This window comes from Neorhizobium sp. PAMB6630 (assembly GCF_058242775.1).
In genome coordinates this window covers 3,111,948-3,126,859 of the sequence record NZ_CM177836.1, presented here as the reverse complement: position 1 = coordinate 3,126,859, position 14,912 = coordinate 3,111,948, and the positions used below count along the sequence as shown (strand labels likewise).

Sequence of the window (14,912 nt, the reverse complement as noted above, 5' to 3'; positions counted from 1 at the left end):
GACGATGCCGCTTCGCCCTGGCCTGATGGCCGAGATCGCAACCGCCCTCGCGGGACTGCCGAGTGCTAATCTGACCTCAGCATCCGCGGGATACGATTTGTACGAAGCCTATGTCTGGGCGCTAGTCCTTCAAGCAGCCAGGAGGGAGGGCGCTACCATTTCCTTCAAAGCTCGTGACGGAAGTGTGCCGACGAGTTTTTGGTTTCGTACTTCGCCCTCCCACATCGGTTCTAACGCACACAACTATTGCCATGCCGAGATCAGCTTCCCTGGAAAGCCATTGCTCGAAGCCCATGTTGGCGTCTTCGTGGCCGGAAGATCCCAAGTGGCACACGAGTGCGACGTTGCGGTCCTCTACAAGACGGAAGCGGACACCTGCCGGGACAAGAACGTCCATCCCAGGAGTGGGAAGGTCGTGATGGCGGTAGAATGCAAGTTCTATATGGGCTCCACCATCGGCATTAATTTGGGGCGATCCTTCTTGGGACTCCTGAACGACGTCTACCACGGCGATCGCTTCTTCATCGGCAGCAGCGACTCTCCTAACGTCAGCAAGCTGTTTGCAAAGCATAGGAAGAACTACGAGCTAGGACTGACGCCTTTGGCCGGCCGGCTCGAAACTCGCTTGGTTGGATCCTTCGAAACGACATTCAAGAACTACAGATCCTCCCACTAGGGCCAACGACACAGCTCGGTAGCAAGAAATTCGATGTCCGCTTTTCGCGCCAATTGCCCTGTCAGCAGTACGTCCCCTGTCGGCCCTGTTGCAGTCATTAATCGCGGGTCCCCAGCCAAATTTTCTTGGGTCGCTTGAGGTTGACTGATGGCTTGAAGGATCGCAGCCGAGACCGCTCAACTTGTTGAGAAGACGTCGATTTTTCGAATTGGAAAGGGTCGCCGATTTAGAGCAAAAAAGCGGCCAAAACTGGCCTGCCTGGGAGGCCTGGATTCTCACATTATTTCAATGGCTTAGAAAAATACCCTTTGCTTTCCCTATATTTTCCTGTCGCGAGCGACCGTGGATGCCATCTTTGTGCCCTGGCTTTGGGCTGACCTTAACATGGCGGGAGAGCGGCAATTATTTCCGCTTTCGGATATCAAGTTTGCGATGAGGCGGCCATAAAGTACCTCGCAGCCTGCCCGCGCAAGCCGGACATTCAGGTACAACGCTCCGTAAATACGGACGAATTTCATTCCAATTTGCTCACCGCCATCATATAGTTCGAATCTTGCCGAGCGTGTCTTCCGAACAAATGAGCAGTGTCGCCGGGGTCGCTCCGCTGCCCATCTCCATCTGCTCAAGCGTCCTTTCCGCAAATTCGGATCTGCGGGTCGTTCCACCTCGACCTGATCGATGACCGCGCGAATACTCTGGAATATTATTCTTGAATTTATTGAGCTTAGCTCGCTAGGGTCGGTGCAGGGGGATGGTCGATTGTCAAAAGTTGTTTCCGATTTCATAAACGCTTACGCGCGCGAGTATGACTACTATCAATCGGCGGCATCCCTTTGCAGCCGACGTTGCGAACAGTTGCTGGCGACCCAAGGCGTGCGGGCCATCGTCAGCCATCGGGCGAAGCGCCCCAATAAGTTGCAGTCCAAGTTGCAGCAACGGAACAAAGAGAAAAATTATCGAAACAACGATGAGATCAGGACCGACATCCCGGATCTCGCCGGCGTTCGCATCGCCCTCTATTTTCCAGCGGATCGTGACAAGGTAAAAGCCATCCTTGGCGAAAATTTCGACGTCCTGAAGGTGAAAAACTTTCCCGAGAAAACGAAAGTTCGCAAGGACTCCAAGCGGTTTGACGGATATCACGCCGATCACTACCGGGTACTCATGCCCGAGACGGCGCTTGAGGACGGCGAGAAATCTTACGCTGCTGCGGCGATCGAGATCCAAGTCGGCTCCGTCCTGATGCACTCCTGGGCAGAGGTCGAACATGATCTCGTCTACAAGCCCGAAAGCGGCATGCCTTCCGAGGAGGAGCATTCCATCCTTGATGAGCTGAACGGCATGGTGATCGCCGGTGAAATTGCGCTTGAACGGCTTCAAAAGGCAGTTGAGCGGCGACTGAGTGGAGCGCATGACGCGAAATTCGACAATCACTACGAACTCGCCGCCTTCCTCCACAAGTGGATGCGGGGAAGCGTGCCAGACGGCCGGGAACCCGCGGTTGGCCGCGTCGATATTCTCTACGAGCTCCTCAGGAAGGCGGACCTCAATAGCTCCGACAGATTGCGCCCCCTTCTTCCGGACGCTGCGGCGGCCGCTAACGGCCCGGCGCTATCCGACCAGATCGCGGACATTATCCTTGGGATGCACCCCGAGTTGTATTCATATTACGGACCATTGCAGTCCACCCTGACGGCCCCGGAAATCTATCCACAGCCATCGCTTCAAGCCGCGTCGCGGGCCGACAAGGTCGGCGATTTCCTCTCGGCGTGGATCACGCTCGAAAGAACGTTTAGAGTCCTTGGCGCGGACCTTCTTACCACCAAGCGCGGGTACATTGATCCGCTAGTTGGCGCGCGGTCCCTAGACCTTTCAGCCTCAGCAGTGGATACTATCTCGGGTGTCCGTCGCTTGCGGAACAATCTAGTGCATGGGATAGAGATCCCCTCCCGCAAGGTTCTGCTGGAAGCGACCGAGGCCCTCAATACGGTATTCCAAGAATTGGAAAACCATCCCGACGACCGTGTCCGGGTAGCCTTGACCGAGGCTAGGGACCCATCGACCCGCCCGTGACGGCATCTGCGGGCGACAGAGTCAATTTCGCGGGACGGTGGTCCAGATCACGGTTACTTTTTCTCGCCGAAGATAACGTTGAAGTCGCATGGCATGGTTGACACGCTTAGCAAATCCGCGCGCTCGAGGCGCATGTCCCTCATCCGAGGGAAGGACACGAAGCCCGAAATGGCCGTTCGTCGCCTCGTTCATTCGATGGGCTATCGCTACCGGCTTCACCGTCGCGAATTGCCAGGCTCCCCCGACCTCGTATTTTCCGTGCGACGCAAGGTGATTTTCGTGCATGGATGCTTTTGGCATCGTCATCCCGATTCGACGTGCAAACTGGCCCGCCTGCCCAAATCCCACAAGGAATTTTGGGTTCCAAAGCTGGAAAGTAACGCGTCGCGGGACCGCAGGAACGAACAGGCGCTCGAGGCCGATGGGTGGGACGTGTTGGTAATATGGGAATGCGAGACAAAGGATCAGGCTTTGCTCGAAAGTAAATTACAGGCATTCTTCAATGATGAAATCGGTTGAACTCTTCGCGGGCGCCGGCGGGCTCGGCATTGGATTGCATCACGCGGGCTTCCGGCCCGTGAACGTGATCGAGTGGAATTCTTATTGCTGCGACACCATCCGCGAGAACAAAAAGCGCGGGATCGCAGCGGTCGACAATTGGAATGTCACCCAGGGCGATGTCCGACAGGTCGATTTCAAACCATACGAGGGCAAGATCCGTCTCGTTTCGGGCGGTCCGCCGTGCCAGCCGTTTTCGATGGGCGGCAAGCATGGCGCCTATGATGACGCTCGGGACATGTTTCCGCAGGCTATTCGCGCTGTGCGTGAGACCAGGCCGCAAGCCTTCATCTTCGAGAATGTCAAAGGCCTGACACGGGCAAGTTTTCGCAACTATTTTGAATACATAAAACTGCAGTTGGAACATCCTGACATCAAGGCTCGCCGCGAAGAGGAGTGGGGCGACCATCTCGCGCGCCTAGAACAACATCACACCAGCGGCAGTAGGAGCGGCTTGAACTACAGGGTGGTCGCCCAGGTTCTTAACGCCGCGAATTATGGCGTGCCGCAGAAGCGTGAGCGCGTGTTCTTCGTCGGGTTCCGGGAGGACCTAGGCGTGAGCTGGCATTTTCCCCTGCGAACTCATTCCCGCGAGGCCCTGATTTGGGATCAGGACCACGGGGATTATTGGGATCGACATCGCGTGGCCCGGAAAGATCGCCCCGACGCCAGGGCAAACGTGACAACGGAAAACGACACCAACCTGGCACCTTGGCGTACCACCCGCGACGCACTTTTAGGTTTGCCTGATCCAGAATTCGATCCGGTCGCGAGCGAGAAGCTATTGAACCATCGTTTCCAACCCGGCGCGCGTTCATACCACGGCCATACAGGCAGTGCCCTCGACGAACCGGCGAAAACGCTGAAGGCTGGTGTGCACGGCGTTCCCGGTGGCGAGAACATGCTTCTTCGCCCGAACGGATCGGTTCGCTACTTCACCGTCCGCGAGAGCGCGCGCCTGCAAACTTTTCCTGATGACTTTCTTTTCCATGGGTCATGGACGGAGACGATGCGGCAGCTTGGAAACGCCGTGCCCGTCGAGCTAGCCCGCATCGTGGGCGAAGGCGTCGCGAGTCATCTGCCCAGGAAAGCCGCGTGAGCGAAAGCCCTTATAATCCCCTCGACAAGGCGAACCTCGCCAAGAGCATCGAGTTCGAGCTGCTGGGACGGTCGCCGATACCGCTGTCCGCCGCCGGCGACGTGAAGGGCGCGGGCATATACGTAATTTATTACGTTGGAGATTTTCCCGCCTACGCGCCGATCAGGACGGGGAACTTGAACGACGTGTTCTCGCGGCCGATTTATATCGGGAAGGCCATACCAAAGGGAGGACGCAAGGGCGGGCTGAGCTCGGACGCATCCAAGGGCCGTTCCCTGGCTGATCGACTCGCTCAGCACGCCACCTCCATCGAGCACGCGAGCAATTTGCGCATCGAGGATTTTCTCGTTCGGTTCCTGATCGTGGATGATATCTGGATTCCGCTCGGCGAGAACGTACTGATCGAGAACTTTAAGCCGCTTTGGAACAGAGCGATCGACGGCTTCGGAAACAGGGATCCCGGGAAGCGACGCGCGACGCAGTACCGCTCGCCTTGGGATGTCCTGCATCCTGGCCGCGCTTTCGTGGCGAAACTGGCTGAAAGCCCCTTGACCGAAGAGTTCCTGCGACGCCGGGTCTCCGACTACCTATCCGGCAAGGCGCTGGAAAAGCTCCCCAAGGTGATTGAAGAGCAGCAGGCCGCCGAAGAAGCTGAGGCCCAGCAAGCCGCAGATGAGGTGTGACCTCGTGTCAGCCAAGCCAAACGATCCTTTCAATGCCTAGCTTCGAGGCAGCCGCTTCCACCACGCGTCGGTCGTCTTCTAATGAAAACTTGGACCCGGCGTGCGTGAGAACCGCACCGTAGGGAATGCCTCGTTGAAATGCTCGCTCATGAAGAGCCATTAGTGTCGCCTTCCACTCGCTCGCCTTGCTCCAGGCGACATGACGATCGTCATCGAGCAACCGTCCGTGCGGCTTGATGTAGCTGGCAACGGGCCGTGCTTCTGGTTCAATGCCTAAGACACGAAAGGCCAGGTCGTGACTAGCTGACGCCTCCCGGGTGTATGGCTTCAGCAACGTGTCCTTGATGTAGACGCGGACCTGTCGAGGGTCCATGTACTGGCTCAGTCGCCCCCCAACATCCCCTGTCTCGGTCCAAATACCGTAATAACGAGACTTATCGAAGGCCGAGAGCGAGGGCCAATTCAGCCGGTCGGCCTCGGACCAAAGCCTTTCCTTGATCTCCCGCCTCACCGCGTCCGGAACGCTCATGCGACGCCTCCGGGTTGTGGCGTGACGGGGAAATCGAACTTCGGGAGTTCAAGCTGGGCGTCTCCCTCGCGCAGCATGAGATCCGCTTGGTCCTTCAGCCATTCGAACATGAAGCTGCCAGCGGATGCATCCCTGAAGTTGATCAAGTGGTGGCCAATTGGCAAACGTTCCAGCGGTCCCGAGGACGCCTTCTCAAGCTCGACCACTTCCGCTATGCGACGAAGGTCGGTCACGAAGTCCAGTACTATGACCTTGTCCTTTCCAGGACTCATTCGGAGACCGCGCCCGAGTTGTTGCACGAAAATCCGCCGGCTATGCGTCGCGCGCATGAACACGATCAGGTCGACGTCCGGCACGTCCACTCCCTCATTGAAAAGGTCCACGCTGGTCAGCAAATCTATGTCGCCGCGCCTGAACATCGCCATCAGCCTGTCGCGCTCCCGCGCGTCCTGCCTGGAGGAGATGGCCTCGGCTCTAAGGCTGAAGCTCCGCAGCGAGCCCGCGAAGCTCTCGGCGTGATCGACGGTGGGTGAGAATACGATGCCCCCACGGCGGTTCTCTTCTTTGAAGACCTCGGCGATCTGTCGCGCCGCTTCCTCGTCCCGAGTCGGCATGATCAGCTTCTTATTGAGCTGGCTGAGCGAGTAGTTGTGGACGGACCTTTCTTGCACGAATTTCCAATCGATGTTGTCAGCCAGAAGGCGATAGTCGACCTCGCTGAGATACCTGTTCTTGAGGCCATCGGAAATGCCGAGCCTGATGAGCGGCTTACCGAGGATTTCATCGATATCGAACCCGTCGCCGCGCCACGGCGTCGCCGTGACTCCCCCCACCATCGGCGGCTCAAGCGCTTCTATTGCTCGCCTGAATGTCGTCGAGCCGATATGATGAGCCTCGTCGACGAGGACCAGGCCGAAGCTGGGAAGTTCGTCGACCCGCCCAATGACACTCTGCACCGTCGCGAATGTTATGCCGTCATAAAAGGACGGCATCTCGTCTCCGGAGAGCAGGTGCGTTGGGATCCACTTGGGCAACTGATACCAGAACCCGAACTGAAGCTGACGGACCAGTTCGCGCTTGTCGGCTAACACCAGGACGCGATTGTCACGAATTAGCCCGTCCCGGTAAAGGTCGCTGACCACCTCGGCCATCACCACCGTCTTGCCCATTCCGGTGGCCAGGACCGCCTGCGCACGACCGGTATCGGTGAGGCCTTCGCGGAAGCGAGCGGCCGCGTCCTGTTGATAGGGCCTGAGTTCCCGCCGCGATTTCGCGTATTCAGGGACGCGCGCCGCCATCAGTGCCAGGTTCGCTGGGTTGAGGAGCTCGACGTTGATCCCAATGCGGCGAAAACGATCTATTTCAGCCTGTAGTCCTCCGCCGATCGCCCGGGAGGTGGCGACGACCATCCGGTTGGCGCCATAAAAAGTGCCCGCGTCAACGACCTCCTGCACCGCGTACTTCGTGGCGGGCGCCGTGGTCGTGTGCTTGCACTGAACAACCCAGATTTCCCCGTTCTTGACCCCAACGATATCGGCGCCCTTGTCCCCGCTGCCGCCAACCACGCGCACATCATCGAAGCCCGCGTGGATGAGCATCCGCGCAACATCCCTCTCAAATGCCTGCCAGGGGCCACGAAGAAGGCGGCGATCGTCGAGAAAGGGGATCATGAAATGGGCTCGACATCGGGTCTAAGGAGTTGCAGGGACATGACCGCGCGAATGATCTCATCCTTGGACGCAGACCCCAAGTCGCTCAGGTCCTGTTTCGAAAGCCATATGGCGTCGCTCACCAGGCTCACGTACTTGGACAGCACGCTCCTTCTCGCGTCTTCCGTGATTTCCGTGTCTCCGTAGTCGAGATCGCCGTACGGCTCGTCCCAGATCTTACCGTCGAAGCAGAGCTCAGGGCGCCGGATCACCAATGTCTTGATGATGTCGGAGGGGGCGGACTGCAGGAAGCTGCCGTCGATGGTGGCCTCGGCGGGCTTGATCTTCTTCCCCGCGAGAGCTCGCATCACTGTGGTCTGCTCTTGCACAGACAGGTCGTTGAAGAGCGACGCGCGTTCTTCTTTCGGGCAGGCATTCACCAATGCTCTCGCGACATCCACCAAGATGGCCGAGGCATCGGCTGGAAGGGCCTTGAAGTCGAGGGCGTTTTCATCCCCGTAGGCGAACCGGAATTCGCTCAGTATGGATGCAATATCCGGGGTGTGCTTGGAGCTGCGCGTTTGATCGGCCGTCATGTAGGCGAGATGTGCCAACATCCCGTCGCGGGGCGTCATCGTGATCGATTGAAAAATCGGATGCAGCGGGTTGTACAGGTAATGGTACGTCTTCGTGGGGATGTCCCCGAGCACGATCGCCCACGGAACGCCAGCCGGCAAGTCCGGGTCGCTTGAAGCGACTTCGTAGGCCACGACGTTCCACATCAATCCCGAAGATTGATGATGGTACTTCCTCGTCAGGCTCGCGACTTCGCGACGTACCGGCGCGGCGGGGGCAGGAGCGGCCGCAGGCGGCGTTTGTGGCGCGGGCTGTCCGCCTGGTGCCGGGTTGTCGATAATGCCGGGGGGCAGCCCCCCATTTCCTCCTGGCGAAGTAGTGGGCTGCCCGGCTGGTTGAGCCGTGGCTCCGGGCTGACCTGCTTGGCCGTATAGCAATTCGCGATCAGCGGCTTCCACCAACTCCCACCATTTGGCGTCATCCTGGTACTCCGGATGACCGTCATGGAAGTAACTCGCCATTTCCATGGCGAGATTGTTGTCCTTGGCTATAAGTATACGCGCGTATGCGCCGGCCGTCTTCGAATGGGGACTTGTGCGACGGAACGCCTTGAACAAGGCGAACAACGGGGATTCGTTCGGAGGAAAGGCCAGCTCCTTGGCTTTTTCTGGTCGCAAGGGGCCCTCGCCCCGGAGGAGCTGCACCATTTCGTTCCACGTAGGATCCGCGCGGTCGAACCGGTCCTTTGAATAGCTGACACGGCAGTGGTCGATATGAATCTCGCCAACGATACGACCGCGGTTTCGGGGATCATCGATCGGATATTCGCGCTCTTCGCTCTCCTCCCCGTCGTTCCAGGAGAACAAGTCCTTGTTGGATATCTCGATCTTCCGGCCGTTCCTGATGAAGTCAATGCCGAACTCCGACTGATCCAGATAACGCTGGATGCCAAGCCATCCCTTAATGCGCCGCTGTCGCTTAACGACGGAGCCCTCGGCGGAGCATAATGGGCAGGGCTCGGATTCCGTGGCCTCGGGAACCCAGGTCAGGCAATTCGTGCAGTAAAACCGCGTTGGCAGCGTATGGTTGATAGGGATCATCGCGCTCGTCGTGGCTCCTCCAACGCCCGGCACGACCCGATCCTCGTTCCAGACGCAATGACGACGAGCCTCGACGCGCTTGTTATTGATGTAGAGCTCGAAGTTGATGGGGACGCCGTTCATGCGGAGCATGGCGGAGTATGCCTGGGCGAGGCGTTTTCTCAGGGCCGTTTGGTTCGCGTTCTTGACCAGCCACTTGCGCTGCTCGGGCTTCAACCTCTTGATTGTGACCTCAGTGCCGTGCTGTTCCGGATCGGCCTTGGGACGCGTCAATTTTGGCGTGCGAAAATGACGCTGGCGCCTTAGTTCATCGAAATCGATCGTAAGGCCGTGCCATTCAAGGTCGCCCTTTCTCGTCGTCCAGACTTCCGTTACCGAGCCAAGACGAGCCGTGGCGATATTGAAACCCATGCCGAACAAGCCAAGGCTGTCGATCGGATTGTTCCCAGACCAACCCGCCCGCACGGCTTGCTCCAAGACCTCGACCGTCATTCCCGTTCCATTGTCCTGGATACGTACTGTGGCGCCATCCTTGTCCGCCGCAGGCAGAATTACATCCACCCGGGCATTCGCGAACGGCGCGTCCTCGCGACTTTGCTTCAGAAAGCCATCGACTGCGTTGTCGATCAACTCCGCGATGCAACGCCACTGATCGAGATTGATCTCCCCCAACATGGGCAAGACCCGTGGGCTTGGTTCAAGATTGAATTCGTTTCCAGCCATGCAGTCTCGTCCTCACCAGCAATTGTATTCGATATCTCTAATTTATTGAGGCTTTACTTGTAAAAGTAGTGACAAATCCTTGCATATACTAGTAGATAATTCGACAGCGAGGGAACAACCATGGCGTCACACATAGCCGCTGCATCTGCGATATCCGAATCGGATGATTATCTTGAACGCCTCCGTCCCTTTGTCGACGATACGATCGAAAAGCTCGGAAGCGCAAGCTTCCGAGAGGACCCAATCGCCGGCCGCAAATACTCCCGAGCGACCTCGATCATAAGCTCCGCCTACAAGCGGCATGGCGCCATTTTGGAGATGGCGCTTCTTGAGCGTCTCAAGGAATGCGCGCGTCTGCGCGTCTGGACGGAAGATGACTTCAAGCTATCGCATGAGTCGCTCAACCGCGCGCGCGTCAGCGAACGCATCGAACCTCTCCTTGTGACGGACCTTCCCTACGGGGACCGGGAGAGGTCCATACGCGTCGACATCATTGTCTATGATGAAGATGACGAGTCGCTACGATCGTACAATGTCAAGCGGGGCAACGGGTCATACGACGGCGGAAAGCGGCGCATGATCCAGGAAGATCTTGTCCGAACGGACATGCTTCTGACCGACTACGGCCGGGTCCGCGGCTTGGCTCCCGCATCCAGCCACGCGCACATAGTCTTCTATTACGGCCTGCTCTCGATACAAGCACCCTTGGCTATCGCGGGGAAGGACCTCGACACGCACTTCAACTTCCCCGTCATGGACGCCATTGAACGCGTCAATTCATATTTCGTCCAGCGACTACACGGCCTTATCGAGAATGGCGAATAATCCTTGGGAAAATTAAAATCGTGACAAACCTGGAAAAGCACGACGAAGTGGACAAAAGCGACTTGGATGCCAAGAAGACGCCGAGCACGAGGTTCTTGAAGAGATATGTCCTGCCGTCGGACAACCATGCTTTCGTTGGTCGCGTGTACGACCTGAACATCGTCGCGTATCATTTCAAGAGTTACGCTGAGCTCTCCAAGCATCCGGACTGCAAATACGCTTACGACATAAATGAATGTGTCCATCTGCTCGTTCGCCGGGTTGAATCGCTTAACCTCGTGGGGGACATGCTATGGCCGGATCCGTTTCCAAAGGTCGAAAGCTTGCCGATCACGCTCTACGAGTGGCTCACGGCCGCCGCCGACGTCTTTCTGACCCGGTTTATATCGGTCGTGGATTGCTCGTTGCAGCTTGTGAACGCCGTTTTCGAGACTGGCCTTCCGCCGCCGGATTGCAAAATGAAGAAGCTCAAGCAGGCAGGCGTCCCTACGGCTGTCATAGATCATCTCGGTCTGATGCTTGACGAGCAGTCGAAACTGAGAAACGAGCGTAACGCTCGTATACATCAGGGCTTGGAGCGCGCCTTCACCCTTGATGATCAGACGTTCAAGCTCGCAGCGATGTTCGAGAGGGGGCAAGGCATGATGGGGAGGGACCGAAATGGACGCCGCATCAACGTCAACCGTTCCTTCAGGGAAGGACTCGTGGGGGTGCAGCGCGAGTTTAACGTGTCGACAAAACAACTCGTGGGCCAACTGGACGCGCTCTACGACGAGCTCTGGGATGAATTCGAAACACGTTTCGGTCCCCGCATCGCCACCTCGACGCACGCCTTGAACGCGAGAGCGAGTGGGTAGCGATGACCCTTGTATGTGTCAGGTTGGAAAAGAGCTTCGGCCTTCCGCGGCTAACGGCGCTCGCTGACACGCGGGCTTCCATCCGTCAAACAAACGGCACCTTCAAGACAGTCTCCGATACGACGGAAAAACTTTTCGCGATTGCGGTCCGGTGCCACTCGATAGATGGCCTTGCGCCCGTGGTTGGCGCATGGACGAATCCCTACTTCAAGACAACCATCGGCTTGGGCTTCTCTGGTTCATGCTTCGAGGCCCTTACGTTGGTCGCGCATTTCAGCAAATTGCTTGCCTCTCTCGTTGCCCCAAATGGTTACTCGCCGCAGCCAACGGGTGAAGGTCTCCTGAACCTGCTGACCAAGCTTTGCGAAAGCTATTTCGCGGAGCACAGCGGTGACACCGATCCCGTGGTTCGGTTCCTGATCTTTGGGTTCGATATCGATCAACCGTGGATCGGACGAGTAGCCTATTCCAAGCGCTCCGGAACGACGTCATCCTTCATACTTGCCGACGAAAATACCCTGGAGACCATCGGTCAGGACGCGGGCTTCACGCAGCGGGCGGATGAATGGAGAAACCGGATCAGGAAGCATCGAGAAGGAGTTTCCTCGAAAACACTGCGATCATATTCTGACGCGCTCTTCGACCGGGAGCTTGAGCTGGCGCGTCACGATGTGGCCGAGAAAAAGGCGACGGAAGAGGAAATGCTTCTCAAGATTGACTCTGAACTCATGGAAAGCATCGGTGGGGTGCTTCAGCGGCTGGAATTGTCCGCTCACAACGGGCAGGTCCATGCTGGGTTCACTAGAGATGACCGTGACTACCTCGATGGCGCTTGTTTTTCCGTGGCACCGGACGCGCATCTTGGGCCGGTTCCCATAGTGCAGCGAATGGGGCGGACCGAACCTTCGAAAGGCTCTTGGAGGAGAAATGAGTCAGGTCCTTTCCCTCGAGTAAAATGAGAGGTCCTCAGAATACCAGGCAAGGGCGACTTCCGGTTCTCCGGAAATAATTTCCGCTGTCTCACCCTTTGAACACCTGCTCGCGATGATACTCCAGGAACTGCGAATGCGGCCGCTCGTCCGCGCGTGCTGGGACAAGCAGGCGCCGCTCCGGATTGATGAGCCTTGTGATGGTGTCGGGCACACCGCTGTCAGCGATCAGCAGGCTGTAGTCGTTATCGACCGAAATCAGGCCGCGGTCGAACATCCAGTGCATGGTGCCGGAAAGGGCGAGGCCGTTGCGAATGCTATCCGGCCCGCGATCTGCGACCGGACGAATATGGGCGGCTTGCACTTCCGAGCGCCCGCCGCCATTGAACAGCTTGAGGCCGGTTACGGCGCAGGTGTCCTGGTAGGCCGCCTTGATCGCCACAGAAAACGCTCGGTCCCGGAAGGGGCGCTGTAGCACCTGGGCGACGATCCGTCGGTCTATGCTGTCGACCTCGTAGGGCATCTGCGGATTGTCACCAAACCCAAGACGCGCCTCCTCGGCCGGATCGGGCGCCGGTCGCTCGCGGTCTCGTCGACCAAGCACATGCGCGAAGCCGGCGGCGAAGATCAGGTCGTATTCTTCATCCGGGATGTTGCGGACGGCGCGCCCGAAGGCGCCCTTGTTCGTTGAGCCGTCCTCCTTACGCAGGCCACGCTCATAATAGTGATCAGCCTCCTTGAACGGCACGGCGTGGTCGAACTGCAGAAAGTCCTCGATCAGCGCATAGAAGTGGTCGGCCTTTGAGGGATCCTCGATGATGTCGGAGATCCTGGCCGTCGCGAAATAAGCCTGCTTGCCACCCGTCTTCATGAGATCACCGCTGGGCCGCCGTGGCTCGTAATAGACGATCCAGTCTCCCCGCGCGGCCTCGATCTGACGCAAATAGGTCCGCGGGAAATGATACCGCTGCTCGGGCAGATCGTCATAGGTCGGATCGATCTTTGTCGTCAGAACTGCCTTTGCCATAAGCGCGCTTTTCCATGCAGACAAGTTGCGGCCAGTCCGTTCTGACTACCAGGCGGGACAGGATGTTGAAAGGGGGCGCTTGGGTGCACACGGGCCGGAAAGCGCCTCAGGCCACACTCGTATTAATTGTAGGCTTTTCTTGCCTCAACGAGAAGCAAGATTCCTCTGACGGGGGCTCAAAGTGCCCAACCTTCAAGTAAATATAGTATTGTTTTGCGTATAAATCTTGGCAACAAATTATTGCAAAACCTTTAGTTGGTTTATTTCTCGGAGGCCTGTGCGATAATAGTTGGGTAAGTTCATGGAAACTTACTGCCATAAACAATCAAGGAGATAGACTGTGAAGAACATCAATAAAGCATCCGCTTTTGCCTCTGCTGCCCACCCCTTCTACGAAGCCCATGGTTTGGCCGAGGACATCAAGGCCCAGCTTGAGGAGACCGCCCAGTTCCTCATCAGCGTGACGCGCAGGTCTACGGAAGAGACCTTCAAATACGGCGAGGAACTCGAGAAAGTAGCCCCGCTGCTTCCGGAAGGCACCCTGGAAAAATGGGCTATCGAGTGCTGCGGCTGTACGGCGCGACACGTCCGGACGCACCGCGCAGTATTTCGCAATCTTGCAGCATACAGGAAGATCCTGGTCGAACTGGCCGTGGGACCAACTGTGCTCGGCAAGCTGAGTTCCGCAACGCCGGAGCAGATCGAGCAGGCGATCGGCTTTGCTGGTTTGAATAGTCGTCTGCGGGTGCAGGACGTCGCGGCGATCATGGCCGGGTCGAAGCAGGACGTCGAACCGAAGCCGGAGGTTGATCCTTACGATGCCGGTGGGCTCGACGGGCTCAAGGCGATCATCGCCATCAAGGTCCGCGAGGGCATGAAGTCATTCGCGGGGCACATCGAGGAGATCCGCGCCCACGTTGTCGAGGCTTTGCCGAAAAACAACATCGTCAAGAAGGATCTCGCTGAGAAAACCCACCTGACTGCACGCCTCGCACACCGCGAGTTGGAAAGCCTGGTACAGTTCGTCCAGCCGCATCCAAACGACAAGCATACGATGTCGTCCACCGCGTTGCCGACGAAATCAGGTTGGGAAAAGATCAGCCGGCTGCTCTACAAAATGGGCAGTGCGACCTATTGGCCCGACAAGGCCGAGCTTCGGATCTGGCTGGAAACCGAGGTGTTGCCGCTGCTGGATTGGGCGGCGCCCGAGAAGGCCGGGCCGACCATGCCGGACGCGAAGGCCGCTGCCCTTGCGGTTCCCGTGGCCGAGACAGTGATGGTAGAAGCTCCCAAGGGTTCGAAGTCGGAGGTAGCCAGTGTGCCATCGATCGAAGAATCGCTGACGTCGATGGCGGCGGCATTTGGCATGGTTGCCACGGTCGACTTGTCGCTGCCGGAGAAGACGGGGCAGGAATCTATCCCGACTTTGACGGAAGCCCTGGCCAAGACCGAGAAGCGTGTCCAGCGTCCGGCATTCTTGGCCAAGGCAAAGCCGACCTCGCCACCATCCGCCACGGCTTGAAGTTGGAAGCCGGGTGTACCGTCTTGCCATTGAGTTCGAGAGGGCCGCTTGTCGGCCCTTTCTCATTTTCCGGATCCAGCCAGAAT

13 protein-coding genes are annotated in these 14,912 nt (G+C 57.8%); 9 read left to right on the top strand and 4 right to left on the bottom strand.

The window, feature by feature from the left end:
- The first annotated feature begins 4 nt into the window (after window positions 1-4).
- From AC4CWF_RS15000 to AC4CWF_RS14980, 5 genes are all read left to right on the top strand, one after another.
- Entirely contained in the window at window positions 5-676 is a 672-nt protein-coding gene (locus AC4CWF_RS15000; protein WP_491282436.1) for a hypothetical protein, read from the top strand.
- A gap of 678 nt (window positions 677-1,354) precedes the next feature.
- A complete protein-coding gene (locus AC4CWF_RS14995) occupies window positions 1,355-2,749 on the top strand; it encodes a GTP pyrophosphokinase (RefSeq protein WP_491282435.1) in 1,395 nt (464 codons plus the stop codon).
- A 93-nt stretch (window positions 2,750-2,842) separates the two neighbouring features.
- Window positions 2,843-3,268 carry a very short patch repair endonuclease gene (locus AC4CWF_RS14990; protein ID WP_491282434.1) on the top strand — a complete coding sequence of 142 codons (426 nt, stop codon included), beginning with the start codon at window positions 2,843-2,845 and terminating at the stop codon, window positions 3,266-3,268.
- Window positions 3,252-4,406: a DNA cytosine methyltransferase gene (locus tag AC4CWF_RS14985; RefSeq protein WP_491282433.1), complete on the top strand. Its 1,155-nt coding sequence runs from the start codon at window positions 3,252-3,254 to the stop codon at window positions 4,404-4,406. Before AC4CWF_RS14990 ends, AC4CWF_RS14985 begins: the two co-directional genes overlap by 17 nt.
- The gene (locus tag AC4CWF_RS14980) at window positions 4,403-5,089 is read left to right on the top strand and encodes an Eco29kI family restriction endonuclease (protein ID WP_491282432.1); all 687 of its coding nucleotides are present in this window, start codon (window positions 4,403-4,405) and stop codon (window positions 5,087-5,089) included. The genes AC4CWF_RS14985 and AC4CWF_RS14980 overlap by 4 nt, the downstream gene beginning before the upstream one ends.
- A 7-nt stretch (window positions 5,090-5,096) precedes the next feature.
- On the opposite strand, the gene AC4CWF_RS14975 is transcribed toward AC4CWF_RS14980, so the two are convergent.
- The 3 genes from AC4CWF_RS14975 to AC4CWF_RS14965 are packed head-to-tail and all read right to left on the bottom strand — an operon-like array spanning window position 5,097 to window position 9,666.
- A complete protein-coding gene (locus AC4CWF_RS14975; RefSeq protein ID WP_491282431.1) occupies window positions 5,097-5,618 on the bottom strand; it encodes a hypothetical protein in 522 nt (173 codons plus the stop codon).
- Window positions 5,615-7,288, bottom strand: a complete 1,674-nt coding sequence (locus AC4CWF_RS14970) for a DEAD/DEAH box helicase family protein (RefSeq protein ID WP_491282430.1) — start codon at window positions 7,286-7,288, stop codon at window positions 5,615-5,617. Before AC4CWF_RS14970 ends, AC4CWF_RS14975 begins: the two co-directional genes overlap by 4 nt.
- The gene (locus AC4CWF_RS14965) at window positions 7,285-9,666 is read right to left on the bottom strand and encodes an ATP-binding protein (RefSeq protein WP_491282429.1); all 2,382 of its coding nucleotides are present in this window, start codon (window positions 9,664-9,666) and stop codon (window positions 7,285-7,287) included. Before AC4CWF_RS14965 ends, AC4CWF_RS14970 begins: the two co-directional genes overlap by 4 nt.
- Before the next feature lie 120 nt (window positions 9,667-9,786).
- Between AC4CWF_RS14965 and AC4CWF_RS14960 the strand changes: the two genes are divergently transcribed.
- Genes AC4CWF_RS14960 through AC4CWF_RS14950 form a run of 3 tightly spaced genes read left to right on the top strand, consistent with a single transcriptional unit; the run spans window position 9,787 to window position 12,307 of the window.
- A complete protein-coding gene (locus AC4CWF_RS14960) occupies window positions 9,787-10,491 on the top strand; it encodes a hypothetical protein (protein ID WP_491282428.1) in 705 nt (234 codons plus the stop codon).
- Window positions 10,492-10,511: 20 nt separating this feature from the next.
- Window positions 10,512-11,348: a hypothetical protein gene (locus AC4CWF_RS14955; RefSeq protein ID WP_491282427.1), complete on the top strand. Its 837-nt coding sequence runs from the start codon at window positions 10,512-10,514 to the stop codon at window positions 11,346-11,348.
- A gap of 23 nt (window positions 11,349-11,371) precedes the next feature.
- Complete coding sequence (locus AC4CWF_RS14950) at window positions 11,372-12,307, top strand: hypothetical protein (protein ID WP_491282426.1); 936 nt, start codon at window positions 11,372-11,374, stop codon at window positions 12,305-12,307.
- Between the two features lie 61 nt (window positions 12,308-12,368).
- Here AC4CWF_RS14950 and AC4CWF_RS14945 read toward each other — a convergent pair whose 3' ends face one another.
- On the bottom strand, window positions 12,369-13,304 hold the full coding sequence (locus AC4CWF_RS14945; protein WP_491282425.1) for an HNH endonuclease: 936 nt from the start codon (window positions 13,302-13,304) through the stop codon (window positions 12,369-12,371).
- Between the two features lie 340 nt (window positions 13,305-13,644).
- On the opposite strand from AC4CWF_RS14945, the gene AC4CWF_RS14940 reads away from it, so the two are divergent.
- Window positions 13,645-14,826 carry a hypothetical protein gene (locus AC4CWF_RS14940; RefSeq protein WP_491282424.1) on the top strand — a complete coding sequence of 394 codons (1,182 nt, stop codon included), beginning with the start codon at window positions 13,645-13,647 and terminating at the stop codon, window positions 14,824-14,826.
- Window positions 14,827-14,912 lie beyond the last annotated feature (86 nt).